The sequence below is a fragment of the Alkalihalobacillus sp. MEB130 genome, from assembly GCF_032335535.1.
Lineage (GTDB): Bacteria > Bacillota > Bacilli > Bacillales > Bacillaceae_D > Halalkalibacter.
Genome location: NZ_JAOANA010000030.1, coordinates 13,583 through 39,118 on the forward strand (window position 1 = coordinate 13,583; position 25,536 = coordinate 39,118).

The following is a 25,536-nucleotide window of genomic DNA, read 5'->3' on the forward strand; positions in this document are numbered from 1 at the left end:
GTATCAACACCTTTTTTGAGAGCCTGTACCTAGGGTCCTTCTTTTTAGTTTTTTAAAAGGAAATTCATTTTTGGAGTGTCACATGAGAAATCAATTTAATGTCTTTATTTTCATAACTTCATTATTAGCAGTCCTTTATATGACAAGAATTTACTGGGAAGGTTGGGTTGTTGGAGCTTTAAGTGTTGCCTTTTCATTGTCTGTTGTATTTATTGCGGTTGTTATATTTTTTGAAAATAGGCATCCAACGAAAACGTTAACTTGGCTCCTTGTTCTAGCAGCCTTTCCATTAGTCGGCTTCTTTTTTTATCTATTATTTGGACAAAATCAACGCAAGAGCCGATCATTTTCTATTAAAGCTCTTCAAGATGAAAGAGCTTTTGAGAAAATTGAAGGTCAGAGACAATTGAATGAGGATCAAATTGGGAAGATGGGTGGACACCAACAACTCTTGTTTCGTTTAGCACATCGATTAGGGAAAAATCCTGTATCGTTTGCAAGTGAGACAAAGGTTCTTACAGATGGAAAAGAAACATTTGCTCATATTTTGCATGCTCTTCGATTAGCAGAACACCACATTCATCTTGAGTATTATATAGTACGTGATGATGAAATTGGTCAAGAAATTAAAGAAATATTAATTGAAAAAGCACAGTCAGGCGTTGAAGTTCGTTTTCTTTATGACGCAGTGGGGAGTTGGCGTCTTTCAAAGAAGTATATTCGAGAATTGGAAGAGGCTGGAGTAGAAATATCAGCCTTTTCACCGGTGAAACTCCCCTTTTTAAACCATAAAATAAATTACCGAAATCATCGAAAGATCCTTGTTATAGATGGGGTTGTAGGCTTTGTTGGCGGTTTAAATATTGGAGATGAATATTTAGGAAAGCATTCCTATTTTGGAAACTGGAGAGATACGCATTTATTTGTAAGAGGAGAAGCAGTTCGTACGTTACAGCTTATTTTTTTACAAGATTGGCATTATCAAACGGGAGAAACGATATTAAATCCGACCTATTTATCCCCAGCATTAACATCTGTCAATTCAGATGGGGGAGTACAAATGATTGCTAGTGGCCCTGATCAGCGCTGGGAAGTTAATAAGAAACTATTCTTCTCGATGATCACTTCAGCGAAAAAATCCATTTGGATAGCAAGTCCGTACTTCATTCCTGATGATGATATTTTAAGTGCGCTTAAAATTGCAGCTTTAAGTGGAATTGATGTCAGGTTGCTCGTTCCTAGTCGTCCTGATAAACGTATTGTTTTTCATGCTTCGCGTTCTTATTTTCCAGAGTTACTTGAAGCGGGTGTGAAAATCTTTGAGTATAATCGTGGATTTATGCATAGCAAACTGATTATTGTTGACCACGAAATGGCTTCTATTGGTACATCAAATATGGATATGCGCAGTTTTCACTTGAATTTTGAGGTAAATGCTTATTTATATCAAACAAAAAGTGTGACGACCCTTGTTAGTGATTTTGTTTATGATTTGGAGCACTCCAATCAACTTAGTTACCAATTATTTAGAAATCGCTCTATTTTTTATCGAGTAATCGAATCTACTTCTAGATTATTATCGCCATTATTATAAGTTATGGGGTGTTCCTTAAAGGGCATGATTGTCCTTTAAGGAACACCCCATTTTTATATTTTTTTAAAACGGTATAAAATTTTAGGTTGGAGCAGGAATTTTTATATATAAGAGCGAATCTTTAAAAAATTAGTTACTTGGAGGTGGATAATGTTTAATGCAAAATTAAAAGATGGCACAGTTATTTCCATGATGGATCCTTGGCATCTAAGTGAATTAAAAGAGTTAAGAAAGAAAAGGTCATTTTTTTGTCCAGTTTGTCATTCACTCGTACAATTAAAGTTAGGAACAACCAAGCTTTGGCATTTTGCTCATCAAGCAAATTCAAATTGTATGAATTCTTTGGAAAAAGAAACCTATTATCATCTAAATGGCAAGAGACAACTTTTTAACTGGTTAAAAAATGAACAAGTAGACGTAGCGATGGAAGTTTATTTACCTTTGATTAGGCAACGACCTGATCTTTTATTCCGCTTTAACCACCAGATTTACGCCCTCGAATTTCAATGTTCTCCTATTCATTCAACTCTTCTTGATAGTCGTACAAGTGGATACGAACAGCTAGGTATCATACCACTTTGGATACTCGGTGGAAATCGCTTGAAACGACATGGTCCACACACTTTTTCAATGAGGCCCTTTGAATGGCATACCATTCGAACATTAGATAATAATGAAGCGGTTGTTTCCTACTTCTGTCCAGATCAATCAAAGTTTGGCTCTTTGCACCAACTTACTCCTTATAGTACCACCCGATTAATAGCCTCGTATCAAGAGACAGTAGCTGTAAATACTTCGATTGAATCGTTCCTTTTTCCTAAGCCCATACATGCAAAGATGATAGAGAAATGGTTAACAGTTAAGAAGCATTGGCGCTATCATCGCCCAACTCCATATAAAGCAAAAGCAGAAACTCATCATCAAAATCTCCTATATCGCCACCGAATTCCTCCAAGTCTTTTTCCGATTGAAGCTGGTTGGCCTTCGAATCACCATCAGTTAATAGCGACGTCCCCATTCCATTGGCAAACCTACCTTCTCATAGAGTTCTTTCAACATCAGCCTTTATTCGAAGTATTTTCCATTCGTTTAGCCATTCATTGTATTCAGCCATTTTTTGAACGCAAAACCTTTATGTTACGTTTCCCGAACGAAAATAAAAATTGGACGGATGCCATTCATGGCTATTTTCAATTTCTAGTTCAAATTGGTTATTTAGAAAAAAAGGGCCAACATTCATTCAGACGCGTTCGCGATATGATAGTGCCAAGTACCGTAGAAGAAGCTATTTCATTAGATCAAACTATGTATGTTCGAGAAGTAGCAAAAATCATGAACAGAAACAATGAGGGGCAGAATAAAGGAATAAGTACCCATAAGTCGAATATATAATATGGAATGAAATGGTGGAGGTGCTACGTAATTGGCAAAAAAATTGCAAAAACGTGAAGAAGTTCCTTTAGAAAAAACATGGGACCTAGAAGCGATCTATTCAACAGATGAAGAATGGGAAAAAGAATTTAAGGAAATTCAAATAATGCTTCCTTATTTGGAAGCTTGTAAAGGTACGCTTGCTGATTCAGCAGTTACTCTTTTTGTTGCTCTTGAAAAACAGAATGAAATTTCTGAGAAACTAGGGCGACTATATGCCTATGCGCATATGCGAAACGATCAAGATACATCTAATTCGTATTACCAGGGATTGAACGATCGAGCTTCGAGCCTTGCCGCACAAGTCGGACAAGTGGCCTCATTTATAGTTCCAGAACTTCTATCTATTGACGAATCTAAGATTGAGCGATTTATCAGTGAACATGATGGATTAAAGGTATATAAGCAAATGTTTGCTGAACTAAACGAACAACGAGCTCATGTCTTATCTGAAGCAGAAGAGGCGATTTTAGCACAAGCAGCAGAAGTGACAAACAGTCCGAGCACTACATTTGGAATGTTAAATAATGCAGATTTAACTTTTCCAACCATTAAAGATGAAGATGGAGAGGAAGTAGAAATCACGCATGGTCGGTATCTTCGCTTTTTAGAAAGCAGTGACCGTAGGGTAAGGGAAGATGCATTTAAAGCTGTGTATCGTACGTATGGAAAATACAAAAATACGTTTGCATCCACTCTTAGTGGGCAAGTAAAAAGAGATATTTTTTATGCGAAAGTTCGAAAATACAAGTCCGCTAGAGAAGCGGCATTAAGTGCAAATCATATTCCGGAAATCGTGTACGATCAGCTGGTTGAAACAGTCAATAACAGATTAGATTTGCTTCATCGTTATGTTAGGTTAAGAAAAAAAGTATTAGGTGTCGATGAATTGCATATGTATGACCTTTATACACCACTTGTAAAAGATGTAAAGATGGAAATTCCATATGATAAAGCAAAAGAGCTTGTGGCAAAAGGAGTGTCTCCTCTTGGTGAAGAGTATGTTTCTACATTAAAAGCTGGCTTTGAAAAACGGTGGGTAGACGTTGAAGAGAATGTTGGAAAACGTAGTGGCGCTTATTCATCAGGGGCGTATGGTACGATGCCATACATTTTAATGAATTGGCAAGATAATGTGAATAACCTCTTCACGCTTGCTCATGAATTTGGTCATAGTTTGCATAGCTATTACACTCGTGAAAATCAACCTTATCTATATGGAGACTACACGATTTTTGTAGCTGAGGTAGCTTCGACATTAAATGAAGCGTTGTTAAATGATTATATGGTAAAGCAAACAGAGGATCCAAAAGAAAAGCTTTATTTGTTAAATCATTTTCTTGAAGGATTTAGAGGGACTGTTTTCCGTCAAACGATGTTTGCAGAATTTGAGCAATTGATCCATGAAAAAGCGACTAATGGAGAAGCGTTAACACCAGAATTATTAACTAACACATATTATGATTTAAATGTGAAGTATTTTGGAGATGACATTGTTATTGATGAAGAAATTGGCTTAGAATGGGCACGAATTCCACATTTCTATTACAATTTTTATGTTTATCAATATGCAACAGGTTATAGTGCAGCAGCAGCCTTATCAAAACAAATTCTTGAAGAAGGAGAGACAGCAGTACAGAGGTATTTAGAATTTCTAAAAGCAGGAAGTTCCGATTACCCTATTGAAGTGTTAAAACATGCTGGTGTTGATATGACTTCCTCAGAGCCAATTGAACAGGCATTGGCTGTTTTCGAAAAAACATTAACTGAAATGGAACAATTATTAGATCAATAAAAACGAAATTAATATTTAGGGCACTGATAAGGTTCTTTACCTAATCAGTGCCCTATTTTAATTAAATCCTTTGAAACGTTTTTTGGTAGCAAGAGGTGCCAGTGTAAAAACGAGAGTGGCAAATAACAATGGAGCTGAAATCCATATTGGGAACAGTTGCATTAAGGACAAGATGAAAAAATAATAACTAATAAGGATGAACAGAATACCGATTATGAGTCGAATCCGATTCAACAGTAGCCCCTCCTATCAAAAAAATGCTATTTTATATTATGACAAATTGGCCAACCTTAGAAGAGTAAAACTTAGTTTCTCCTGCGTAAGAATAGCAAAAAGCCACTTAGTAGCTGTGGATAGCTACTAAGTGGCTTTTATCCTAGATATCTCCAAAACATGCCATATTTGACAGGGACAGATTCTACTTTTTGTTGTAATACAAGTGCTTTTAATTGTTTCTCTGCTTCTTCTTCACTTAAGTTAAAGACAACTGAAACTTCAATTGTCGCAACAAATTCATAACGTTTTAAAAAGTCTTCCAATGTCAACGTTACAGCAGGAACAGGTTTAAATCCGAGCATCTCTTCTAGGATCTGTACATAAACTTTATACGGATAATGCCCCGTTACTTTGATTCCGTCATCCTCCACATTAGCATTAAAAAAGACAAAAGTTGGGACCACATCAACGCCCATTTCATTCGTCGTTTTAATATCATGTTGCAATGCTTTCGTTGCTGTTTTCGACGATAGATCTCGTATAAATTCATTAACATCTAAAGAAGCTTTTTCCGCACATTCTAGGAGTACCTTTTCTTCCGTAATGTTTTGTTTTTCTAGAAAAAGTGCCTCTCGCATTTTTCTCGTAAATCTTACTCCTGCTTGAGGGCCTTGTAATTCAGCAGCTTTGATCGCTAAGGAAGCAAGGTAAGGAGAATCCCATTCGTTTTCTAACCAAACATCGCCATCACATGACATCCCTGTTTTGGAAGCAATCTGCTCCCATACAGAAGCTATTTTTTCCTTATTTGAGATCAGTCCTTTTGTAGTATTTTTACATACATTCCAGGCTTGAAGGCGACCAGCGACCAAAGTTCGGATTCGAAAGTAATTGCCGTACTCGAGTTGGAGTCTTTTTAAGACAGGTTCAAAAGCCCAACAATCGGCACATAAAGGATCTATAAACGTGTATAGTTCAATTGGTTTATGGCGCTTTTCAGATAACGATTGTTCAGGATCTAGACCACAAACGCCAAGTTGATGATCGCAAGTTGAAGGAGTATCTTTTTGGTTCAATGGTCATTCTCCTTTCTACAATTGTTGATTAACCATATGATGAGCGGTCATTGTTAGTCGTTCGAGCATATATTCACGAATAAGCCCTTCAATGCCATTCTCGTCCATGGCATCTTCCATACAGGCAATCCATGCATCAGCTTGGACTGGGGTAATAACAAATGGCATATGGCGAGCTCGTAACATCGGGTGCCCATGTTCGTCTGAATAGAGAGTAGGTCCACCTAAAAATTGAGTTAAAAATTGCTTTTGCTTACGAGCAGTATCAGTAAGGTCATCTGGAAAGAGCGGGGCAAGGTCTGGATGCTTCGATACTTTGTTGTAAAACGTATCAACTAACTTTGATAGGATTTCTTCCCCACCTAACGCATCAAAAGGTGTTTGACTAGGGTTTGTCATTTCAAAAACTCCTCTAATTCTTGCAAATATAATAATATTCATTCTTTCTCATATTGTAGCAATATGACAATGGTACGGCAAATTTGGTGATTGGTTAAGAGATAAGAACATAAAAATGTCATTAAAAAAACTGATAGAGAAAGGGCTATGCCCGTATTTCTATCAGTTATAGTATATGTGTTATTTCAAATAAAAGCCGTTTCCTTACGCATTCATATACGTATTGAACACCCGTGGTACGTATGCTTGAGTCTCTTTGAAAGGAGGAATTCCTCCATAACGGTCTACATTTCCAGGACCAGCGTTATACGCGGCTAATGCGAGACGTGTATCTCCTTTATATTTATCTAACATTTGACGTAAATACTTTGCGCCACCATTAATGTTTTGTTGTGGATCAAACATGTCAGTAACTTGAAGCATTCGAGCCGTAGCAGGCATTAATTGCATTAGTCCTCTAGCACCTGCATGTGAAACGGCATTTGGATTAAAATTGGATTCATGTTTAATAACGGAATAAATTAATTTAGGGTCAAGATTGTATTTTTTTGCAGCCTCTTCAATTAACGGCTGAAATTTAGTCTCTCTATCTGATAAGGAGTTTGTCCATGATGCATCAACTGCTTTTGTCATTTCATTTTTTTGTATAGAATCAAAAGATAGCATTGGATGTAAAAATAAGTCTCTTTTACTTGTTTGAGGTGTGTCCATTTGTAATCTAGACATTTGTTCTTCCAAAAATTGAGAGAACATTGATTGCATCATCGTTTGTTGTGTATGTGTTTTTTGAAGTTTTTGAACAGCTTGAAGCTGGTTCACGTGTTGAAGAAAGGACAGGTCCATATTTACACCTCAATTTTAGCTGAAACATAGCTCATTTTTCGTTAATCTTATCATAGCAAAGAACATTCGTAACAACAATTGGTGGTTTTTGGACTATGCCTTCTCAATTTGATTTTTACGTGTGAAAAAGCGCCGGACTTTGTTTTCAGTTGACGCATAGTCCAGTTTGTAATCTGCTAGTAAGGTTAAAAGTGTTGAATTTGCGTGCTCTTCTGAAATGCCTTCAAACTCTAATTCATAGTCAGTTTGGTCAAAATACAAACTTTTATCAAAGCAGAGTAACCCTTGATTATAGTTAATCTCAATTCGTTCTGTGGTGAGAGTCCCGACATATGTAAGCTCACTAAGTGGTACCTTTAATGCTTCTAGTTGGGTAACGACGTTTCCTTCAGGTAAGATACCTTCCTTTTTGGCATGAAGCCATTCTTTTTCCTCTAAAGCTTGATGTGTCTCAAGTTTTCCAACTTCATGAGGTTGCTTTAACGTTAAAGTGTAACTTCCGTTTTTCTCACGAATGCGAAGACCAGAATGAGCGGCTTTCAAAGCAAAACTAGGTGTTTCAAAATAGTGATTGTGTTGAGTGATTGCAGCTGTTTTATCTAAATGGAACCCTTGTAAGAGGGCATTATAAGATTCTTCAGATAGCATGGATTTAACTTCAATTTCAATTTCTTGTGCCATTTTACCATTTCCTTTGTTTGAAATTTTGTTATTAACTAGTAAGAATGATTTTTATTATATCAGGTAATTTGGTTCAATTGTAAGAAGAACAAGCTGCTAGATGGAAGAAAACGATATACAGACTACAACTGGATTGATACGTATTTGCATTGGAACTATGTTAAAATAGGATGGAATCTTTTGATGAACGCGACAGAATAGTTGGAGGGACATGATGAAAAAACTAAATGTAGAGAAAATAATAAAGGATCAAGAAAAATATTTTGCAGTTGTGAATGAAACGATAGATAAAGAGCTCGCTCAATCATTACAAGCAGGTGGTCGGATGCTAGTAGATTCCGCTGGACTTGCATTTGTGTACATTCTAGAAACAGAACAGGAATTTTTCTATGTGAGTTTTCCACAACATACATGGGAAGAATTACATAGAGTATTGCAACAATCAGCAATCATTACCTTACGCTTAAATGAAACGATACATATTGAATTAGATTCCATAGCTGAAGAACTGTCATTTTTAACAGAGAACATTGAAGGAAATAGCAACTATGGAGAAGAAATGGAAAAAGCTGTGCATGAGGTGTTTAATTAGAAGGTAGAATGAGAACTTCTGTACAATAGACGGACGGTGATGACATGAGCAATTGGAAGATTTTCTTGACTCCTTACAAGCAAGCAGTTGAAGAATTGAAAATAAAATTTAAAGGGATTCGGGAGCAATACCAACAATCCTCGAAACATACACCAATTGAATTTGTAACGGCACGAGTGAAACCTGTCTCAAGTATTTTAGACAAAGCGAAACGTAAAAATGTTCCACTCGATCAGCTAGAAGAGGGAATGCAGGATTTGGCGGGTGTGCGAATTGTAACTCAATTTGTAGAAGATATTGAAACAGTCGTTGCATTAATTCGAACGAGAAAAGATTTCGAAATAGTGGAAGAGCGTGATTATATTTTTGAGAAAAAACCAAGTGGTTATCGTTCCTATCACTTAGTATTACGTTACCCAGTGCAAACGATTGATGGCGAAAAGAAGATATTAGTTGAATTACAAGTACGTACTTTGGCTATGAATTTTTGGGCTACGATTGAACACTCATTAAACTATAAATATAGTGGGGAGATTCCTCAAGATATTAAAATGAGATTGCACAGTGCTGCTGAAGCTGCGTTTAAATTAGATGAGGAAATGTCTATTATCCGTGATGAAGTTAGGGACGCCCAAGAAATTATTACAACCAAACAAGAACAGGGAAAAAGACTGTAGAGACGAGGAGGAAGTTTCATGAAGTTTATGGTCACATCTCGCGGGGATGACGTGTCTAATACTTTGCAGCAGAGAATCAAAAGGTATTTACTTGATTTTGGGTTAACGTATGATGAGCATGAGCCTGAAATGGTTATTACCGTTGGCGGAGATGGGACATTGTTACAGGCATTTCATGATTACTGCGAACGCTTAGAGGACACCGCTTTTGTTGGAATACATACAGGCCATCTTGGGTTTTACGCAGATTGGATACCAGATGAAGTGGAAAAATTGGTCATTCATATTGCGAAGACTCCTTATCAAATTGTTGAATATCCTCTTCTTGAAGTAGTCATACGTCAAGAAGGCTCAACTGATTCCGAACGACACCTTGCCTTAAATGAATGCACGATCAAAAGCATAGGTGGTTCTCTTGTCAGTACCGTCGATATAAAAGGAGAGCCATTTGAAGTGTTTCGAGGTGATGGGTTATGTATCTCAACTCCTTCAGGCAGCACAGCGTACAATAAAGCATTAGGAGGAGCGATTTTGCATCCTTCATTAGCCTCCATTCAAATGGCTGAAATGGCTTCAATTAATAATCGGGTGTACCGTACTGTCGGTTCTCCATTAGTTTTGCCACAACACCATACTTGTTTATTAAAGCCGTTAAATGACGTAGATATTCAAGTGACGGTAGACCATTACACATTAGACTATACCCGAATTAAATCATTACAATGTCGAGTTGCAGAGGAAAAAATTCGTTTTGCGAGATTCCGACCATTCCCGTTCTGGAAGAGAGTAAGGGAGTCGTTCATTCGTGAATAAGTACGTTGCTAATGTGACGTGGAAGGTCGACGAAGACTGGGATCAAGAGCTTCTCCGGCCTTTTCTACGTGAAAGATGCCACATTTCCAAAAAAGGACTTGCTCAAATTAAACATAATGGTGGGTCAATTCTTGTAAATGAAAAAGAGGTGACCGTGCGTCAGACCATTCAAACAGGAGACGAGGTAACGATTTGTCTTCCTGCCGAACAGGCAAGTTCTTCTATGGAAGCAGAAGAAGGGATACTTGAAATTTTGTATGAAGATGACCATTTGTTAGTCATTAATAAACAAGCAGGTATTCCGACCATTCCGTCAAGAGAGCATTTGACTCATACATTAGCCAATTTTGTACTTGGGTATTATAAGAAAAGAAAGATACCGGCAACGTTTCATGCAGTGAATCGCTTAGATAAAGATACGTCAGGTGCCTTAATTGTTGCGAAACATCGTATCGCGCATGATCGGCTTTCTAAATTACAGCAGGCAGGTGCGGTTAATCGTTATTATCGAGCACTTGTAACTGGAGAACTCTCTCGAAAAAAAGGAACAATCGAAGCTCCGATTGGAAGAGATCCAAACAGCATTATTACTCGTCAAGTACGAGAAGATGGCAAAAGAGCTGTTACACACTACTCTGTTCAGTCAGAAACAAGTTACGGCAGTTTCGTTCATATTAAGTTGGAAACAGGTAGAACGCATCAAATAAGAGTCCATTTTTCTTATATAGGTCACCCTTTGCTTGGGGATGACTTGTATGGTGGAAAACATATTGGAATTACTCGGCAAGCTCTTCATTGTGGAATGATTGAATTTCAACACCCATTTACGGGCGAGAAGATCTGTCGGACATGTGAGTTACCAGAGGATATGAGGAGACTTCTATAAAAAAAGGTTGTAGCGAGTTCCTAAAGCCTCGGAACTTGGCTACAGCCTTTTTAGTCATGAACAACTTGCTCAATGGTATGAGAAGCAACCACATCTCCTTTGCCATCAAAAATTTCAACTGTGATGGCATTTTGTAAATCTTCATCCGTTACTTCTTCCTGAAGGGAAAAAACTTCTGAAAAGAAAAAACTAGAATTTCCGCTTACCTGAAATTGCTCAGGATTGTTATCAGAATCGGTAAAGGTGATTTCCTGTTGATCTCCTAGTGCCGTTTGGACAAATGAATCAGTTACGAGGAAACGTGCATAAAGTTCATTGGCAGGTAATTGCCCTTTGTTCTCAACACGAACATAAAGGGAGATCATCTCGATTGATTCATCATGAATGATCCGAGTTTGTTCTTGATCAATTTCTATTACGACTTCAGGACCGCATGCTGTTAATAAAAGGAATAAAACAATGGTAAACATTAATTTTTTCAATAGACTCACACTTCTCTTTCATTAATGATCGAACGTTCGAAATTTTTCTTCTACATAAGGTTGGTTGGATGGTACTTGCACAAACGTCATTTCAGGATACTGCAAGGCAGTTAAGGCTCCTCCAAATACACAGCCGGTGTCTATATTAACGGAGTGATGAACAAACCGGGGCTTCCGAACAGGAGTATGACCGTAAATGATCCATTCCTTACCTTGATGTTTTTGGGCCCAGTCACGACGTACGGGAGTGCCGTCTTTGTTCGTCTCACCTGTTATATCACCATATAGGACAAAGGTTTTTACTTTTTTATTCGTCTGACCGATTAAATCGCTGCGAATACCGGCATGTGCAATGATGAGGTTGTTATGGTCCAAGACGTGATAAAGAGGAGATTGTTCAACAAGAGTCATGAATTGATGACGAATCTTTTGGTGCTCTGATTTTGACAATTGTTTTAATTCTTCAACCGTCGTTTCTAAACCGTGTGTAATTTGAACTTTCCTTCCTAAAAAGTATCGGTATAATTTATCGCAATGGTTTCCTGGACAATAGAAAGCATGATTGCTCAAAACAAGTTCTGCTACGGTTTTGATGACCGCTATTGAGTTAGGACCACGGTCTGTTAAGTCACCTACAAATGCTAATTTTCTTCCCTTTGGGTGAATATAGGAAGTATCTTGCTTTTCATAGCCTAATTTAGTTATAAGTGAGATGAGTTCTTCATAACATCCATGTATATCCCCGATGATGTCTAATTTCATTTTATACCCTCCTATACGATGTATTCAAACAAAAAGATAGAATCAACTATAGCTTAACCAGTTAAACGAAAGCAATAAACGGGTGGAAAATTCATACTACTCTTACAAAATGAATGAATTTTATTTGGAAAGGGTTACAAAAAGGATAACCGTTGACATGCTTGCTAGTCGTTCTTTAATATGGATAGGACCTATTGAAGAAATCATCAATAGATAAAGGAGTGAATAATCAATGTTGCCACAACCTGTGACGAATCCCGTTCTTATATTTGCTATTGCTATGGTTGTATTTTTAGTGGCCCCGTTGATTATGGCAAAACTTAGGGTACCCGGAATTATTGGCTTTATTTTTGCAGGGGTCATTATAGGACCAAATGGACTTGGGTTATTAGATAGAGACCCGACTATCGTGTTACTTGGAACAGTCGGACTTTTGTATATTATTTTTATTGCGGGTCTTGAGATTGACTTAGATGGTTTCAAAAAGTATAGAAATCGAAGCTTAACATTTGGTACGATGTCGTTTACGATTCCTTTTATACTTGGGACGGTTGGAGCGTATATTCTCGGTTATAGTATCGCAGGTTCCATTCTTTTAGGCTCTCTACTTGGCTCACACACGTTATTAGCTTATCCGATAGCTAGTCGTTTAGGCATTGCTAAAAATAAGGCTGTTACTACTTCTGTTGGCGGAACGATCATGACGGACACTCTTGCCTTACTTGTTTTGGCAATTGTGGCTGGCTCTACACAAGGGGAGTTAACGCCCGATTTTTGGTTCATTCTGATCATTTCCCTTATTGTTTATGTTTCAGGGGTTTTTATCATTGTGCCAATAGCAGCGAAATTTTTCTTTCGTACTTTAAGTAGTGAAGGAACGCTAGAATTTATCTTTGTGTTGACAGTACTGTTTGTTACTGCCTACTTTGCAACAGTAGCAGGGTTAGAACCTATTATTGGGGCGTTTTTAGCTGGGCTTGCTCTCAACCGATTTATTTTTGAGCAAAGTCCTTTAATGAATCGGATAAAATTTACCGGAAATGCATTATTTATTCCTTTCTTTTTATTATCAGTTGGTATGTTAATGGACTTACGAATTTTACTATCAGACCCTACAGCATGGACCAAGGCTGTCCTCGTTGTGTCTCTTGTCTTGATAGGGAAGTTCACAGCTGCTTGGCTTGCCGGAAAGATCTACCGTTATACAGGAGAAGAAATTAAGCTCATGTTTGGATTAACGATTCCGCAGGCTGCAGCGACGTTGGCAGCTACGCTTGTTGGTTTTGATTTGGGGTTATTTGATCAAGCAACGGTAAATGCCATTATTGTCATGATTTTAGTTACTTGCATGATTGGGCCCTATACGGTTGAGAAATTCTCAAGAATCATTGCCATGAAGGAAGAACAAAAACCATACGAACCATCATCGGCTCCTGAAAGGGTAATGGTTCCTATAGCAAATCCACATACGATGGAGTCGTTAATGGATTTATCCTTCATCATTAGAGGACAGTCTCCTGAACCGCTTTATACTCTTTCGGTTGCACAAGGTGGAAGAGAGGACTCCTCAACTAGAATAGTCGAAGCAGAAAAGCTTTTAGGGCACGCGGTAACTTATGCAGCTGGAGCAGAAGTCCCTATACAAATGCTTACTCGTGTTGATACGAATATTACTTCTGGAATGATACGTGCAATGGAAGAGTCGAGGATTACAACAGCAGTCATTGGTTGGAATGGAAAGCTTTCAACTCCTCAAAAGATTTTTGGTGGGGTGTTAGATCAGCTTCTTGAACGTACGACTCAAATGGTCTTAGTATCCATACTTGGGCATCCTTTAAATACAACAAAGAGAATTGTGATCATCATTCCATCTGGTTTTGATCATAAAGCTGGTTACTATCAAGCCGTTCAAGTCGTCAAAAAAATGGCGAATCAATTAGGTGCTAGCATTGCTTGCTTTGTAGTCAAAGATAATCCTAAAAGCTATGAAGAGAGTTTTAAAAAGGTTAAGCCAGATGCAAAAGTAACGATCACAAGTCTAGAGTCTTGGAATGAGTGGCACAATACTTATAAACCATTGCTTCGGGCAGATGATGTGGTGGTTGTGTTTAGTGCTAGAAGAGGAACGGTAGCATGGCATCCGCAACTTGAACGCCTACCTCGAGTGCTAGCTCATTCAGGCCCGAAAAGCTTTATAATAATTTATCCTCGTGAATCCGAAGAGGTAGACACAAGGGGAACGAGAGGAACTGCATTACCAAAAACATTTTTATCTAATAGTTCGTACGAAGAATAGAAAAAAGAGATTGTCGCAGCTTGCATCACTTTGTGATACGTTTTTGTATCATATGTTGATGAGCAATGCGGCAATTTCTTTTTTTTGTTTCGATGTTTTCGTAAAGATTGTTGCTATGAAATAGTTTTTCCTCATAGTGAAATGGAGCGGAAGTCACTCGACTCCTGCGGGAATGCAGAGGTAGGGGCGAGACCCCTCTGGCGTAGCCGAGGAGGCTCGGCACCTCCTTGCGGGTGCGAGTGGCTGAAGCGCAATGGAACGAACATGAGGAGACCACGTATTCCATAAAAAAACAACAAAGTATGCGAAAACAGCCTTTTGTTTAGATAAGAGGAATGTCTGGAAATGTATTGGGCGAGAATGAGTAAAAAAACAGGAGGATTTGAAATGAGAGAAGATGTAATGGTAGTCTGTCCTAATTGCCAAGATCAGAAGCCGATAACCAATTTATTAACAGCTCAATCGAATCAGAATATCATTTATCGATGTGATCGTTGCGATTATGAGCAAAAGAATATAAAAACAAAAAAGGGATAGAGAGATTTTATGTTGAACTATCTAACGTGGAATACGTGTGGTACAATAATTAGTACTTGGTATTAATAACTACTCACAATGGAGGAGAAAAAATGATTCAACTAAATTTAGAGGAACGTACATACGTTGTCATGGGTGTAGCAAATAAGAGAAGTATCGCTTGGGGAATTGCGCAGTCATTGGCGAATGCAGGAGCAAGACTAATTTTTACTTATGCAGGAGAAAGACTAGAAAAAAATGTTCGCTCTTTAATGGACACATTAGATCGAGATGATCATCTTATTCTTCCTTGTGATATTTCTAGTGATGAAGAAATTCAAAAGACGTTTTCTCAGATTAAAGATGAAGTAGGGACGATTCACGGTATTGCTCATTGTATCGCTTTTGCAAACAAAGATGAATTAGAAGGCGAATATCTAAATACGACTCGTGAAGGATTTTTGCTAGCTCATAACATCAGTGCTTATTCATTAACAGCCGTTGTTAAGGAAGCACGTACACTTATGACTGAAGGTGGAAGCATTGTTACCCTTACTTATCTAGGTGGAGAAAGAGTCGTTCGAAATTATAATGTCATGGGTGTAGCAAAAGCGTCTCTTGATGCGAGTGTTAAATATTTAGCAAATGATTTAGGAAAAGACAACATTCGTGTGAATGCTATTTCCGCAGGACCAATTCGCACGTTAGCTGCAAAAGGAATTGGTGGATTTAACGATGTGTTAAAAGAAATTGAAGAACGAGCACCTCTTCGTCGTACAACAACTCAAGAAGAGGTTGGGGATACAGCTTTGTTCTTAATGAGTGATTTATCGCGTGGGATGACTGGTGAAATGCTACACGTTGATAGTGGGTACAATATCTTATCATTATCATAATAAAGAAAGGCTGACACTGGGTCAGCCTTTTTTGATTTTTTAGCGAGGACCGTATAGTCCTGCTTGGTGAAAAATCCATGGCCAAAAGCCGCCACCAGGAAACCCTGGGCCCGGGTAACCAGGAGTGAATGGTGGTCTAGGTGGTCTTCCTGGTCTCGGCGGAATTGGGCCATAATATGGTGCGATTCCAATTAAATCACTATGATGAACCTGAATAAATTGCGGTTGGAAGCGTGGTGCTCTATAAATGAACATCGATACCATTCCCGTTCTACGGTTATAGTCTGTTATATAGGCAGTGACTTCACCATAGGTTGGAATAGATGTTGTTACCCATTGATTGATATATTGCGTAACAACTACTGGTGGTAAAAATTGAACAGATGGTTGTTGTGGACCATACATAAATAGCAACTCCCCTTACTGTGATGTTATCTCTTTATCATATGGGGATTCGTTTAGTAGGTGAATGTCTGATTAGAATATTTAAAATATGGGCGTTAAGTAAGAGAAGGCTAGTAACGATACCTCCGGAAAATATTGATTGGTGACTATAGTAACTCTTTTTGTTTATAAACTATATATGAGAGCCAAGGCTTAGGGTTTACTGGTTCAGAGTGATAAACAATTGACGTTTGAAAAGGGCTTCTTTTATAAAACAACGTAACATCGTGACCAGAGGGAATACGTGATGTAAATTGCTCAATATTGTTTTCAGTGATATCTTCAAATTGGGTTGAAGGATCAAGCATCCTCTGTTTCTCACTAATTCGTACTTTTAACGATCTGATTGATAGTAGATTGCTGTTCCTACTTTCAGATGTTTCTTCAACTGTTGCTAGTAGGTCTTCATAGTGATTTAGCGCCTCTTCTAATTTTAGAAGAGCTTTTTTTAACTGTTGATCTGTTTGCTCCATTTTTCTCACCTCTTATTATTTTTTCTCGCACGTGTAGTAACATGTCCTCTTATACATATGTGGCTTTTCCTCAATTAATCATGATATTCGAATAAAAAAGATGTATCATACTTTTCAACAGTTGCATGTATAGTTAAATAAGTAAAAATTATAAGAGGTGAGCAGCATGATGGGGAAGAGGAACATGCCTTTACTTTATATTTATCAACGCAAAGAGATGGAAATAAAACTTAATGAACAAGAATTTGCTTATCAACGAGCTAATGAGCCATTAGGAAAAGCTAGTGAAAGTAACGTAGATACCACGTTAGAATATAGATTCGATCCAAATTTTGAAGAGATGATAAATGAAATTGGTAACGAACAAAGCGAGGATGAGGTGTTGACTCGTGAAGGTTTTGAAGCGATGTCTATCATAGATAAGTTAAGTTATAGCAACAAAAGAAAAAAAGAGAATAAAATTATTCTGAAGGTGAAAGAAGAGAGTTTTGAAGGGCAGATTGTCAATATGGATTCAGGGAAAGTTGTATTTCAATTAAATAAAGAAGAATCAGATCCAATTGAACTTTTAATAGAAGAGATTACATCTGTTTTGAGAAAATAAGCCTGTATTTTAAAAGCCCCCTATCTACCTATTGGTAGCTAGGGGGAAAGAAATCAAGATTCTATTTAGAATCTTGACCCCATTCTAGTAAGAATTGATCTAGAAAGTTCTTTAAAAATTGATGGCGTTCGTGAGCGCGCTTTTTTCCTTCTTCTGTATTCATTAAATCTTTAAGCTTTAATAATTTCTCATAGAAATGCCCGATGGCGCTAGACTGTCCATTCCGATATTCATCGAGCGTGAGAGTTTCTCTAACAGATAGTGTTGGATCATACATTGGATCTCCTTTGCTTCCTGCATAAACAAAGGTTCGAGCTACTCCAATCGCTCCTAACGCATCTAGCCGGTCTGCATCTTGAACAACTTGTGCTTCTAAAGTAGTCACAGGTTGATTTGTTCCACCTTTATAAGACATCGTCGTAATAATAGCAACAATATGTTGACGTTGTTCTTCGGTTGTTCCAATCTTAATTAACCAATCAAGAACATTCTTTAACCCTTCAGCTTCACTTTCCACAACTTTGTCGTCAATTAAATCATGCGTAAGGGCCGCTAGTGTAACAATTAACTCATCGGCACCTTCTATTCGCGCGATTTCAATAGCTTGATCCGTTACTCGTCTTATATGATACCAATCATGGCCTGTTTTCTCTTGTAGAAGCTGATCCTTAACCCATTGTCTCGTTTCTGCAATCATTTCTGTGGCATTCATTGTTCTTACTCCTTTTATATTTTAAGTGTTTGCTTTGGAGCAACTCGTTGAACTTCTCTTACAAAACGAGAACGAAAAGCTTTTTTTCCTCTTCTCATGATAGGAACTGACATTTTTAAGCTTTCTTCTGCGCGAGTCATTGCAACGTACATGAGACGCCGTTCTTCCTCGAGAGGTTTGTCATCTCCTTCTCGCCAAGCATCTAATGCATAGTCATGAGGCAAGCCACCTTCCACGCAGCCAAGTATATACACATATTTATACTCTAACCCTTTTGCTCGATGTATCGTTAATAACTGTGTTGCGTTATTCACGTTTTTTTGAGAACGAATCTCTTCATATTTGATTGTCATATGATCAATGTACTGTAAAAAATCAAAAATGGATGAATGATGCCTTGCCATTACTTTTAAATCTCTTACATCATCAGATCCTCGCTCCATTTTATTGCCTTCATTTCCTTGTTTCTTTACATATTCATTAAAGCCCATTTCCTGCTCGATAAACTCAATAGCCTCTATTGGCGTTTTCTTGTTCAATTGTTTAAATTTATTTGGAAGCTCTGATAACTTTTTCATTTGAAATGGTTGTAGTCCTTGTAAATGAGCTAAGGCTTCTACATAGGTACAATCATTCGAGATGCTTGCTGCTTTTATGTCACTAGTCGCTTGTTGCTTTAAGAACAAGGCGCTTACTAAATCTTGTAGGGCGTTGGAATCGTCAGGGTTTTGCGATAGGCGAAGGTAAGCCAAGATCTTTTTAATGGCTTTACGACGATAAAATGATTCACCATCGGCTTCCAATTGAAACGGAATACTTGATGAAATGAATCTCTCTACAAGTGCTCTAGCTGAACTGTTTGTGCGAAATAAAATAGCAAAGTCTGAAGGCTTTGCTCCAGCTTCGATTTGTTTTTTGATATCAGTCATAATCATCGTTGCTTCTTCCTCTTCATCATAAGGATAAAAAAGAAGGGGAGCATGATTTGATGAATGTTGTGCAAGCAACTGTTTGGTATAACGAGTGCGGTTGGTTGCAATTACATTATTAGCAGAAGATACGATTTCATGAGTGGAACGATAATTCTCATCTAAAACAACCATTCTTGTCTCTGGGTACCGTTCTTTAAAAGTAAGAATATAGGATGGATCGCTGCCTCGAAATGCATAGATCGACTGATCGTCATCACCTACAACACATAAATTTTTTGTTCGATCAGAAAGCATTGTAATCAGTTCAACTTGAACTTTATTAATATCTTGAAACTCATCTACGGAAACGTAAGCAAAACGTTGTTGATAACGTTTCAGGAGATTAGGATTATGTGTTAATAAATCATATAGGCCAAGTAACATATCATCAAAATCGAATAACTGTTTTTGGGTTCGCATTTGCTCATAACGCTTATATAAATAAGCAACGCGTTCTTCCCAAACGTCTTTTGGTGTCACTTGGTCGGGAGTGAGTAGGTGATTTTTCCACCAACTTATTTGCGTTAATGCTTGGTCAAATGCAAATTCTTTCTCATCAATATCAATCTCGCGACTTGCCTCTTTAACCATTGCTTGTCTTTGCCAGTCTTGATTTAGCAGACGATGAGGTGACCATTGTTCCGGTTCATGGTGCATCAGCATCTTATAAAAGATACTATGAAAGGTCCCGATCATTAATTGACCCATGGTTCTTGAGTCAATACCAGGATAAAGACCCATCCGTTCTTTCATTTCTTTCGCTGCTTTTGCTGTAAAGGTTACTAAAATCATTTCTTTTGGAGAATAATTGAGTTCTGTTAACATGTATGCAGTGCGAGTTGTTAGTACACGCGTTTTTCCACTACCGGCACCAGCGAGGATCAGAAGAGGTCCTTCTGTTGATTGAACAGCTCTCCATTGATTATCGTCAAGAAAAATGCCATTTTGTGTGAGTGTTTCTCTATATCCTGAATAATGTTGTGAAGGAAGAGATTTTTTTTGCTCAAATGTGGGTATGGCCTTTACTTCTTCGGGTTCTTTCCAGAGAACAGTCGAATCAGATGAGGAATTCTCTGTTATGGCTCTTCGTTGTGGAAGTTGGAACGCGGAATCCCCCTTTATATGGGATGCTTCCAATTCTTGTTCTTTCGTTTGTATGAATTTCTTCTCCATAAGTATAGCTGTATCAAGACATTCTTTTTTTGGGTGTAAGTGAATGAATGATGGGGGAGTGTCGATACTTACTTCCATCTTTAATGGCGAATGACAATGTATACAAGTGACCTCTTGTCGAATACTAGCCATATACAATTGTTGCCATTTTTCTCGCTCATAGCTAGGAATATGAATAACTGTGTCGTTATGATAAGCCACTTGCATAACTAGTCTCCTCTCAAAATTAGATCTTGTCCTATCGTAGCAAATTTTGTCGTACCTGTGTGTCTTTTTTATAAGATAAAAAAGGAATTAGCTACAAAAAAAACGAATGGGAAGGGGGAAGAGAATTGATTTCATTTTTTGTTTTAGGGTGTATAGTCACGATAACGGCTGTCGCTTTTTTTCTGACTGGTTTGTTAAGTCGTGGTGAATTCTTATTTGGTCCATTTATTGCAGCCTTGATAGGTTTAAACTTTCTGTTCATTGGTTTTGTTCAAGTAAGACGAGAACGGGAAGAAGGAGAAGGGAGACGAACGTCTTGAAGTGGATAAAGATAACAGACGAGTGCAGTTATTTTTCTGGTGCGGTGAATATAGGATATATTGAAAAAAAGGATAAAGGTCTACTGATCGATGCTGGTATAGATGATAGTACAGCGAAAAAAGTGTTAAAACAACTGAAAGAAAAAGGGAAGCCGATTACGACTCTTTTTATTACTCATGCCCATACAGATCACTTTGGGGGTGCTGCTTACTTACAAAAACATATTCCTCATCTTAAAACGTTTGCTCCTGTGTTTGAGGAATCGATTTTGAGAAATCCAAGGTTAGAACCTATATCGTTGTTCCAAGGGAACGAACCACTATCAAGTTTACGTAATAAATTTTTGGAGGGACCATCAATCAAGGTGGATGTGACCTGTGAACATGGAGAGATGCAAATGGATGGATTCAACGTCTACTTGCATGCTCTCCCAGGACATAGTTACAACCAATTTGGTTTACAATTTGATCAAATACTTTATGCTGCTGATAGTTATGTTAGTGTTGAAACGTTAAAGAAACATGCCATTCCTTTTCTAGTGGATGGGCTAACAGCAAAACAATCGTTTGAGAAGTTACTTCATTTACCCGTTGCAGGAGCTGTTCCAGGTCATGGGTACTATGAAGAGGATTACAAAAAGACCGTGAGAGAAAATGTTCGGCATCATAACGAGATATTACAAGACATACGGGAGTGCGTAAATGCCGATGGATGTATCGCTCAAGATGATTTATTGCAAAATGTGTTTAACAAACGAGGGATCATACTGAATCAACTATCGATGTATGTACTAAATCGAACAGCTTTGCTTGCCTATGTCACCGAGTTAGTGAAAGAAGGAAAAATTGAATTCTATATGAAGGAAAACAAGATATGGGTTAAACAAGGAGATAAAGACTAAGATGAAAAAAAGAGTGGGGCGTTGTCAAATGTGTGACCGTGACGAGGTTGAACTCACTGTCCATCACTTGACTCCAAAAGAGGAAGGCGGTTCTCACCTTCCAACAGTTGAATTGTGTATACCTTGCCATAAGCAAATTCATGCGCTTTATACGAACAAAGAACTTGCATTACGACTAATGACAATAGAAAGGCTAAGGGATGACGAGCAACTCAAAAAATTTATTAAGTGGATTCAAAAACAACCACCAAAAGTACTAATAAAAACAAGAAAGTCAAAATTAAGATGAGGATTTCTTTTGAATGCGTACGTACGTTGGTCGTTGCTTCACAGTGCTGCGAAAGTCTTCGAGTTCAGAAGTGCAGTTTGGACATCTCGTCGCTTTAAAGGCAATGGACTGACAGCAATGAGGGCAGTTTTTCGTTTTCATATTCAAAAGTGGGTCTTCTTGTGGTCGTCTTATTCGATTGATTTGCCTCACAACTAAAAAGAGGACAAAGGCAATGAGCATAAAATGAACAGCATGATTTAAAAACATCCCATAATTGAGCATGGGGACACCAGCCTCTTGGGCTTCAGCAAACGTATCAAAATGCTGATTCGATAAATTAATATACATATTAGAGAAATCAACTTGTCCGAACACGAAGCCAAACGGAGGCATTATAATATCATCAACTAACGATTCAACGATCTTAGCGAAGGTTGTACCGATGATTACCCCAATACTCATGTCTATGACATTTCCCCTTACAGCAAATTCTTTAAACTCACTAAAAATCCTCAATTTATCACCTACTTTTAATAAGGAACAAAGCGTACCTTTTAGGGTTGTCTAGTATCAACCATATGCAAGGGAATATGAGAATTATGATAGCAAAAAAAGAATCAAGCGAATGCACTTGATTCTTGTGGGACTGGGCTAGCAGGATTCGAACCTACGCATGACGGAGTCAAAGTCCGTTGCCTTACCGCTTGGCTATAGCCCATCGACAGTTATAGTATAAACAGTGAAATGGTTTTTATACGGGTAAATATATTGTATGAAATCCCCTTTCGTTACTCCGACTCCACTAATAGGTTGTACGGTAGAGATAATTTTATTCAAAAAAAAGGAGAATTCCTTCCTGGGGTAGAATCTTACCATAATAAAAAAAGGAGGGAATACGTTTGTATGAAGTTGAGCTTTATAGTAAGCAAATGATAAACGAAGCTATTCGAAGAAAAATGACAGACCTTCACTTTATTCCGCAAGAAGAACACTTTCTACTTATGTATCGTTATAATGGGGATCTACAAATGTGGCGTCAAATGCCTATGAAGCTATCTGAGCGATTAATTAGTCACTTCAAATATCGATCAGGAATGGATATTGGCGAAAGACGTAAACCTCAAAGTTCTTCAATGACCTATCAAGTAAGCACCTCGACCACATACTCTCTTAGATTATCTACATTACCATCCAAAAATAAGGAAAGTTTAGCTATTCGAATTCTCCCCGATTTTTCTTTACAATCATTTTCTTCCTTATCAATTCTACGAACTCAAGTGAAGACTCTAGAAACAATTACAAAACTGTCCCACGGGCTTTGCTTGGTTTCAGGACCAACGGGGTCAGGGAAGACCACTACGCTTTATTCCATTATCGAGCATATTTTACACAAAAAAGAGAAAGCGGTTATTACAATTGAAGATCCAGTAGAGCGTAACATTCCTAAAGCGATACAAGTGGAAGTGAATTCAAAGACAGGAATGACATTTGATTCAGCATTAAAAGCATCATTAAGACATGATCCAGACGTTATTTTGCTTGGTGAAATCCGTGATGAAGAAACGGCAAAAATTGCGGTAAGAGCTGCTTTAACTGGCCATCTCGTATTAGCCACAGTTCATGCCGATAACTGTTTTTCTGCATTAATGAGGTTAAGGGAATTTGGTGTTTCTCAGCTTGATTTATCACAATGTTGCAAAATGATTCTATCGCAACGGCTTCTTAAAACGAAATGTCCATATTGTACTGGTAGTTGTATGCCAGTTTGTTCGAGAGTGCGTCTTATGTCGAGAGCGGCGCTCTATGAATTTGCGATAGGAGGGAAATTAGAACAGATGCTATGTGGTGTAAGAGGCAAAAATGATTCATTTTTACAAGAGGCGAAAAAAGCCTGGTCCCTAGGATATATTGAGGAGGAAGAGGTGTTAAGATTTGTTAGACCTTTTTAAGGAAAAAAATAAACAACATTACAAGGAAGTTGCGAAATCATTTATACGGATTGGGCGGTTACTTGAGCAAGGTTACCCACTTGAAGTAGCCCTCAACTTTATTTTGCTTCATACTAAAAAAACAACAAGAGAACAATTTGAGTTAGTTATTCGTCATTTACAAGAAGGTCATTCTGTTCATGAGTCATTTCGTTCATTGGATATTCCAACAAGTATAAAATCGTTTTTTTATTTTTATGAGCACCAAGGCGATTTAGAAAAAGGTTTTAGCCATGCAGGTTTTTTGCTACTTCAGAGAGAGAATACGATTGCTGAACTAATGAAGTTATTACGTTATCCTATTGCTTTATTATTTTTCTGTGGATTGGTTTTACTATTGATGTTTCAGTTTGTTCTCCCGCACTTTCGCTCCTATTTCCTCCTAATGAACACTCCTCCTCCACTACTAACAAAATGGTTCTTGTCTTTCCTTTATCATCTACCTTATCTGCTTATTATTGCTTGTATTTTGTTTGTACTCTTTTTTGTGTACTTCTATTTAAAAGTGAATAAGTTGACTCCTTCTGAAAGAACCAATGCATTAGTTGCCATTCCATATGTTCAACATTACGTCAAGACAGTTATTACGTATTTCTTTGCCCTACAGCTGGGAAGATTAATGAGAGCAGGTATGTCTTTACAACAATCATTAAAACAATTTCAAACTCAGGATTATTTGCCTTTTTTACAACAAGAATGTGTGCAGATTTCTTATGAACTTCAGGAAGGGCTCACTTTTCAGGAAATAGTCAAAACAAAAAATTACTTAAGAGCTGAAATATCTTTTGTTATAGATAATGGAGAAAGAACTGGGTATTTAGGTAGTGATTTAGAGCAATATAGCGATATTCTTTATCTAGAGCTAGAAGATTCGATTCAAAAGATCTTGCATCTGATTCAACCTATTCTTTTTATTATAGTGGGAGGGTTTGTCTTTATATTATTTCTTGTGACGATGTTGCCGCTATTTCAAATGGTGGGTGGAATATAAATGTCTTGTAAAGATGCTGCTGGTGGTAGAGGAAGTGTTCTTGTATTCAGCAGTCATCTTTACTGTTGTGCAAATTGATGAAAACAAACTAATTTTGTAACCTTGAGCTCAGGTTTGAAATTTTTTTAGAAAAAGCTTGCATCTTTTTATCTAAACGTGATATATTATTAATCGTCGCTGATGACGCGGCAAACAACTTATAAAAAGTATTTGACATCTCTTTTGAAGATGTGTTACCATGTAAAAGTTGCTGTGAAAAACAGTTCTTTGAAAACTGAACAAAAGCCAAGCGAAAAGAGATACATGATATCTCAGGGATTTTCGAGAAAATCCCAATTAGAAATTTACCCGATAGGGCAAATTTCATCCTTAATTTATTGCATTGCTAGCGTAATGCTAAATTGAGCTAATCAAACACTTTTATGGAGAGTTTGATCCTGGCTCAGGACGAACGCTGGCGGCGTGCCTAATACATGCAAGTCGAGCGGACTGATTAAGAGCTTGCTCTTATGACGTTAGCGGCGG

At 37.7% G+C, this 25,536-nt stretch carries 28 protein-coding genes, 1 tRNA gene and 1 rRNA gene; 17 read left to right on the forward strand and 13 right to left on the reverse strand.

All coding sequences use genetic code 11. From position 1 onward, the window contains the following. Positions 1 to 82: 82 nt before the first annotated feature. From cls to pepF, 3 genes are all read left to right on the forward strand, one after another. Positions 83 to 1,594 carry a cardiolipin synthase gene (cls, locus tag N0O92_RS21340; RefSeq protein ID WP_315616791.1) on the forward strand — a complete coding sequence of 504 codons (1,512 nt, stop codon included), beginning with the start codon at positions 83 to 85 and terminating at the stop codon, positions 1,592 to 1,594. Between the two features lie 150 nt (positions 1,595 to 1,744). Further along, positions 1,745 to 2,986, forward strand: a complete 1,242-nt coding sequence (locus N0O92_RS21345; protein WP_315616793.1) for a competence protein CoiA — start codon at positions 1,745 to 1,747, stop codon at positions 2,984 to 2,986. Positions 2,987 to 3,017: 31 nt separating this feature from the next. After that, entirely contained in the window at positions 3,018 to 4,820 is a 1,803-nt protein-coding gene (gene pepF, locus N0O92_RS21350; RefSeq protein ID WP_315616795.1) for an oligoendopeptidase F, read from the forward strand. Positions 4,821 to 4,877: 57 nt separating this feature from the next. On the opposite strand, the gene N0O92_RS21355 is transcribed toward pepF, so the two are convergent. The 5 genes from N0O92_RS21355 to N0O92_RS21375 form a co-directional block, all read right to left on the reverse strand. Next, positions 4,878 to 5,054, reverse strand: coding sequence for a hypothetical protein (locus N0O92_RS21355; RefSeq protein WP_315616797.1), 177 nt, complete (start codon positions 5,052 to 5,054; stop codon positions 4,878 to 4,880). 137 nt (positions 5,055 to 5,191) lie between these two features. After that, positions 5,192 to 6,112, reverse strand: a complete 921-nt coding sequence (locus tag N0O92_RS21360) for a ClpXP adapter SpxH family protein (RefSeq protein ID WP_315616799.1) — start codon at positions 6,110 to 6,112, stop codon at positions 5,192 to 5,194. 15 nt (positions 6,113 to 6,127) lie between these two features. Then, on the reverse strand, positions 6,128 to 6,511 hold the full coding sequence (locus N0O92_RS21365) for a globin domain-containing protein (protein WP_315616801.1): 384 nt from the start codon (positions 6,509 to 6,511) through the stop codon (positions 6,128 to 6,130). Between the two features lie 204 nt (positions 6,512 to 6,715). Next, positions 6,716 to 7,354, reverse strand: a complete 639-nt coding sequence (locus tag N0O92_RS21370; RefSeq protein WP_315616803.1) for a lytic transglycosylase domain-containing protein — start codon at positions 7,352 to 7,354, stop codon at positions 6,716 to 6,718. A gap of 93 nt (positions 7,355 to 7,447) precedes the next feature. Beyond that, positions 7,448 to 8,035, reverse strand: a complete 588-nt coding sequence (locus N0O92_RS21375; protein WP_315616805.1) for a CYTH domain-containing protein — start codon at positions 8,033 to 8,035, stop codon at positions 7,448 to 7,450. A 214-nt stretch (positions 8,036 to 8,249) separates the two neighbouring features. Between N0O92_RS21375 and N0O92_RS21380 the strand changes: the two genes are divergently transcribed. From N0O92_RS21380 to N0O92_RS21395, 4 genes are read left to right on the forward strand one after another with little or no spacing between them, the layout of a single operon-like run. Next, positions 8,250 to 8,627 (forward strand): UPF0738 family protein, encoded by a 378-nt coding sequence (locus N0O92_RS21380; protein WP_315616807.1) that lies wholly within the window; start codon positions 8,250 to 8,252, stop codon positions 8,625 to 8,627. 44 nt (positions 8,628 to 8,671) lie between these two features. Continuing rightward, positions 8,672 to 9,304 (forward strand): GTP diphosphokinase, encoded by a 633-nt coding sequence (gene yjbM / locus N0O92_RS21385; RefSeq protein ID WP_315616809.1) that lies wholly within the window; start codon positions 8,672 to 8,674, stop codon positions 9,302 to 9,304. Positions 9,305 to 9,322: 18 nt separating this feature from the next. Next, positions 9,323 to 10,117, forward strand: a complete 795-nt coding sequence (locus N0O92_RS21390) for an NAD kinase (RefSeq protein WP_315616811.1) — start codon at positions 9,323 to 9,325, stop codon at positions 10,115 to 10,117. Next, positions 10,110 to 11,003: an RluA family pseudouridine synthase gene (locus N0O92_RS21395; protein ID WP_315616813.1), complete on the forward strand. Its 894-nt coding sequence runs from the start codon at positions 10,110 to 10,112 to the stop codon at positions 11,001 to 11,003. The genes N0O92_RS21390 and N0O92_RS21395 overlap by 8 nt, the downstream gene beginning before the upstream one ends. Before the next feature lie 50 nt (positions 11,004 to 11,053). Here N0O92_RS21395 and N0O92_RS21400 read toward each other — a convergent pair whose 3' ends face one another. Both N0O92_RS21400 and prpE read right to left on the reverse strand, forming a co-directional pair. Then, complete coding sequence (locus N0O92_RS21400) at positions 11,054 to 11,485, reverse strand: putative periplasmic lipoprotein (protein WP_315616815.1); 432 nt, start codon at positions 11,483 to 11,485, stop codon at positions 11,054 to 11,056. Between the two features lie 21 nt (positions 11,486 to 11,506). After that, positions 11,507 to 12,247: a bis(5'-nucleosyl)-tetraphosphatase PrpE gene (gene prpE, locus N0O92_RS21405; RefSeq protein ID WP_315616817.1), complete on the reverse strand. Its 741-nt coding sequence runs from the start codon at positions 12,245 to 12,247 to the stop codon at positions 11,507 to 11,509. Between the two features lie 232 nt (positions 12,248 to 12,479). Here prpE and N0O92_RS21410 point away from each other — a divergent pair, with 232 nt between their 5' ends. The 3 genes from N0O92_RS21410 to fabI all read left to right on the forward strand — a co-directional run bounded on the left by N0O92_RS21410 (position 12,480) and on the right by fabI (position 15,955). Next, the gene (locus tag N0O92_RS21410; protein WP_315616819.1) at positions 12,480 to 14,543 is read left to right on the forward strand and encodes a cation:proton antiporter; all 2,064 of its coding nucleotides are present in this window, start codon (positions 12,480 to 12,482) and stop codon (positions 14,541 to 14,543) included. A gap of 387 nt (positions 14,544 to 14,930) precedes the next feature. Beyond that, entirely contained in the window at positions 14,931 to 15,080 is a 150-nt protein-coding gene (locus N0O92_RS21415) for a hypothetical protein (protein ID WP_315616821.1), read from the forward strand. 92 nt (positions 15,081 to 15,172) lie between these two features. Continuing rightward, positions 15,173 to 15,955 (forward strand): enoyl-ACP reductase FabI, encoded by a 783-nt coding sequence (gene fabI / locus N0O92_RS21420; protein WP_315616823.1) that lies wholly within the window; start codon positions 15,173 to 15,175, stop codon positions 15,953 to 15,955. Positions 15,956 to 15,994: 39 nt separating this feature from the next. On the opposite strand, the gene N0O92_RS21425 is transcribed toward fabI, so the two are convergent. After that, positions 15,995 to 16,360 (reverse strand): hypothetical protein, encoded by a 366-nt coding sequence (locus N0O92_RS21425; RefSeq protein WP_315616825.1) that lies wholly within the window; start codon positions 16,358 to 16,360, stop codon positions 15,995 to 15,997. Positions 16,361 to 16,506: 146 nt separating this feature from the next. Then, complete coding sequence (locus N0O92_RS21430; RefSeq protein ID WP_315616827.1) at positions 16,507 to 16,872, reverse strand: hypothetical protein; 366 nt, start codon at positions 16,870 to 16,872, stop codon at positions 16,507 to 16,509. Positions 16,873 to 17,056: 184 nt separating this feature from the next. Here N0O92_RS21430 and N0O92_RS21435 point away from each other — a divergent pair, with 184 nt between their 5' ends. Further along, positions 17,057 to 17,476: a hypothetical protein gene (locus tag N0O92_RS21435; RefSeq protein WP_315616828.1), complete on the forward strand. Its 420-nt coding sequence runs from the start codon at positions 17,057 to 17,059 to the stop codon at positions 17,474 to 17,476. 61 nt (positions 17,477 to 17,537) lie between these two features. On the opposite strand, the gene N0O92_RS21440 is transcribed toward N0O92_RS21435, so the two are convergent. Both N0O92_RS21440 and N0O92_RS21445 read right to left on the reverse strand, forming a co-directional pair. Next, complete coding sequence (locus tag N0O92_RS21440) at positions 17,538 to 18,188, reverse strand: HD domain-containing protein (RefSeq protein WP_315616829.1); 651 nt, start codon at positions 18,186 to 18,188, stop codon at positions 17,538 to 17,540. A gap of 14 nt (positions 18,189 to 18,202) precedes the next feature. Then, complete coding sequence (locus tag N0O92_RS21445) at positions 18,203 to 20,539, reverse strand: ATP-dependent helicase (RefSeq protein ID WP_315616831.1); 2,337 nt, start codon at positions 20,537 to 20,539, stop codon at positions 18,203 to 18,205. A 125-nt stretch (positions 20,540 to 20,664) separates the two neighbouring features. Between N0O92_RS21445 and N0O92_RS21450 the strand changes: the two genes are divergently transcribed. Genes N0O92_RS21450 through N0O92_RS21460 form a run of 3 tightly spaced genes read left to right on the forward strand, consistent with a single transcriptional unit; the run spans position 20,665 to position 22,050 of the window. Beyond that, positions 20,665 to 20,859 (forward strand): hypothetical protein, encoded by a 195-nt coding sequence (locus N0O92_RS21450; protein ID WP_315616832.1) that lies wholly within the window; start codon positions 20,665 to 20,667, stop codon positions 20,857 to 20,859. Continuing rightward, entirely contained in the window at positions 20,856 to 21,761 is a 906-nt protein-coding gene (locus N0O92_RS21455) for an MBL fold metallo-hydrolase (RefSeq protein ID WP_315616834.1), read from the forward strand. Before N0O92_RS21450 ends, N0O92_RS21455 begins: the two co-directional genes overlap by 4 nt. Before the next feature lies 1 nt (position 21,762). Then, positions 21,763 to 22,050, forward strand: a complete 288-nt coding sequence (locus N0O92_RS21460; protein WP_315616837.1) for an HNH endonuclease — start codon at positions 21,763 to 21,765, stop codon at positions 22,048 to 22,050. Here N0O92_RS21460 and mscL read toward each other — a convergent pair. Continuing rightward, positions 22,042 to 22,542, reverse strand: coding sequence for a large conductance mechanosensitive channel protein MscL (mscL, locus tag N0O92_RS21465; protein ID WP_315616844.1), 501 nt, complete (start codon positions 22,540 to 22,542; stop codon positions 22,042 to 22,044). The genes N0O92_RS21460 and mscL overlap by 9 nt on opposite strands. Positions 22,543 to 22,678: 136 nt before the next feature. Continuing rightward, positions 22,679 to 22,750 (reverse strand) — tRNA-Gln (locus tag N0O92_RS21470). Between the two features lie 181 nt (positions 22,751 to 22,931). Between N0O92_RS21470 and comGA the strand changes: the two genes are divergently transcribed. The 3 genes from comGA to N0O92_RS21485 all read left to right on the forward strand — a co-directional run. Next, a complete protein-coding gene (gene comGA, locus N0O92_RS21475) occupies positions 22,932 to 23,981 on the forward strand; it encodes a competence type IV pilus ATPase ComGA (protein WP_315616839.1) in 1,050 nt (349 codons plus the stop codon). Beyond that, positions 23,965 to 25,011, forward strand: a complete 1,047-nt coding sequence (comGB, locus tag N0O92_RS21480; protein WP_315616840.1) for a competence type IV pilus assembly protein ComGB — start codon at positions 23,965 to 23,967, stop codon at positions 25,009 to 25,011. The genes comGA and comGB overlap by 17 nt, the downstream gene beginning before the upstream one ends. A gap of 419 nt (positions 25,012 to 25,430) precedes the next feature. Next, positions 25,431 to 25,536, forward strand: a 16S ribosomal RNA gene (locus N0O92_RS21485); the annotation flags it as partial.

Excerpts from the sequence above, each read along its gene's own strand:
- N0O92_RS21375 (WP_315616805.1), bottom strand. The coding sequence starts at position 8,035 with ATGGCACAAGAAATTGAAATTGAAGTTAAATCCATGCTATCTGAAGAA.
- N0O92_RS21460 (WP_315616837.1), top strand. The coding sequence starts at position 21,763 with ATGAAAAAAAGAGTGGGGCGTTGTCAAATGTGTGACCGTGACGAGGTT.
- N0O92_RS21440 (WP_315616829.1), bottom strand. The coding sequence starts at position 18,188 with ATGAATGCCACAGAAATGATTGCAGAAACGAGACAATGGGTTAAGGAT.
- N0O92_RS21345 (WP_315616793.1), top strand. The coding sequence starts at position 1,745 with ATGTTTAATGCAAAATTAAAAGATGGCACAGTTATTTCCATGATGGAT.
- fabI (WP_315616823.1), top strand. The coding sequence starts at position 15,173 with ATGATTCAACTAAATTTAGAGGAACGTACATACGTTGTCATGGGTGTA.
- N0O92_RS21445 (WP_315616831.1), bottom strand. The coding sequence starts at position 20,539 with ATGCAAGTGGCTTATCATAACGACACAGTTATTCATATTCCTAGCTAT.
- N0O92_RS21415 (WP_315616821.1), top strand. The coding sequence starts at position 14,931 with ATGAGAGAAGATGTAATGGTAGTCTGTCCTAATTGCCAAGATCAGAAG.
- N0O92_RS21425 (WP_315616825.1), bottom strand. The coding sequence starts at position 16,360 with ATGTATGGTCCACAACAACCATCTGTTCAATTTTTACCACCAGTAGTT.
- N0O92_RS21365 (WP_315616801.1), bottom strand. The coding sequence starts at position 6,511 with ATGACAAACCCTAGTCAAACACCTTTTGATGCGTTAGGTGGGGAAGAA.
- N0O92_RS21410 (WP_315616819.1), top strand. The coding sequence starts at position 12,480 with ATGTTGCCACAACCTGTGACGAATCCCGTTCTTATATTTGCTATTGCT.
- N0O92_RS21435 (WP_315616828.1), top strand. The coding sequence starts at position 17,057 with ATGCCTTTACTTTATATTTATCAACGCAAAGAGATGGAAATAAAACTT.
- N0O92_RS21390 (WP_315616811.1), top strand. The coding sequence starts at position 9,323 with ATGAAGTTTATGGTCACATCTCGCGGGGATGACGTGTCTAATACTTTG.
- yjbM (WP_315616809.1), top strand. The coding sequence starts at position 8,672 with ATGAGCAATTGGAAGATTTTCTTGACTCCTTACAAGCAAGCAGTTGAA.
- N0O92_RS21370 (WP_315616803.1), bottom strand. The coding sequence starts at position 7,354 with ATGGACCTGTCCTTTCTTCAACACGTGAACCAGCTTCAAGCTGTTCAA.
- N0O92_RS21430 (WP_315616827.1), bottom strand. The coding sequence starts at position 16,872 with ATGGAGCAAACAGATCAACAGTTAAAAAAAGCTCTTCTAAAATTAGAA.
- N0O92_RS21380 (WP_315616807.1), top strand. The coding sequence starts at position 8,250 with ATGAAAAAACTAAATGTAGAGAAAATAATAAAGGATCAAGAAAAATAT.
- prpE (WP_315616817.1), bottom strand. The coding sequence starts at position 12,247 with ATGAAATTAGACATCATCGGGGATATACATGGATGTTATGAAGAACTC.
- cls (WP_315616791.1), top strand. The coding sequence starts at position 83 with ATGAGAAATCAATTTAATGTCTTTATTTTCATAACTTCATTATTAGCA.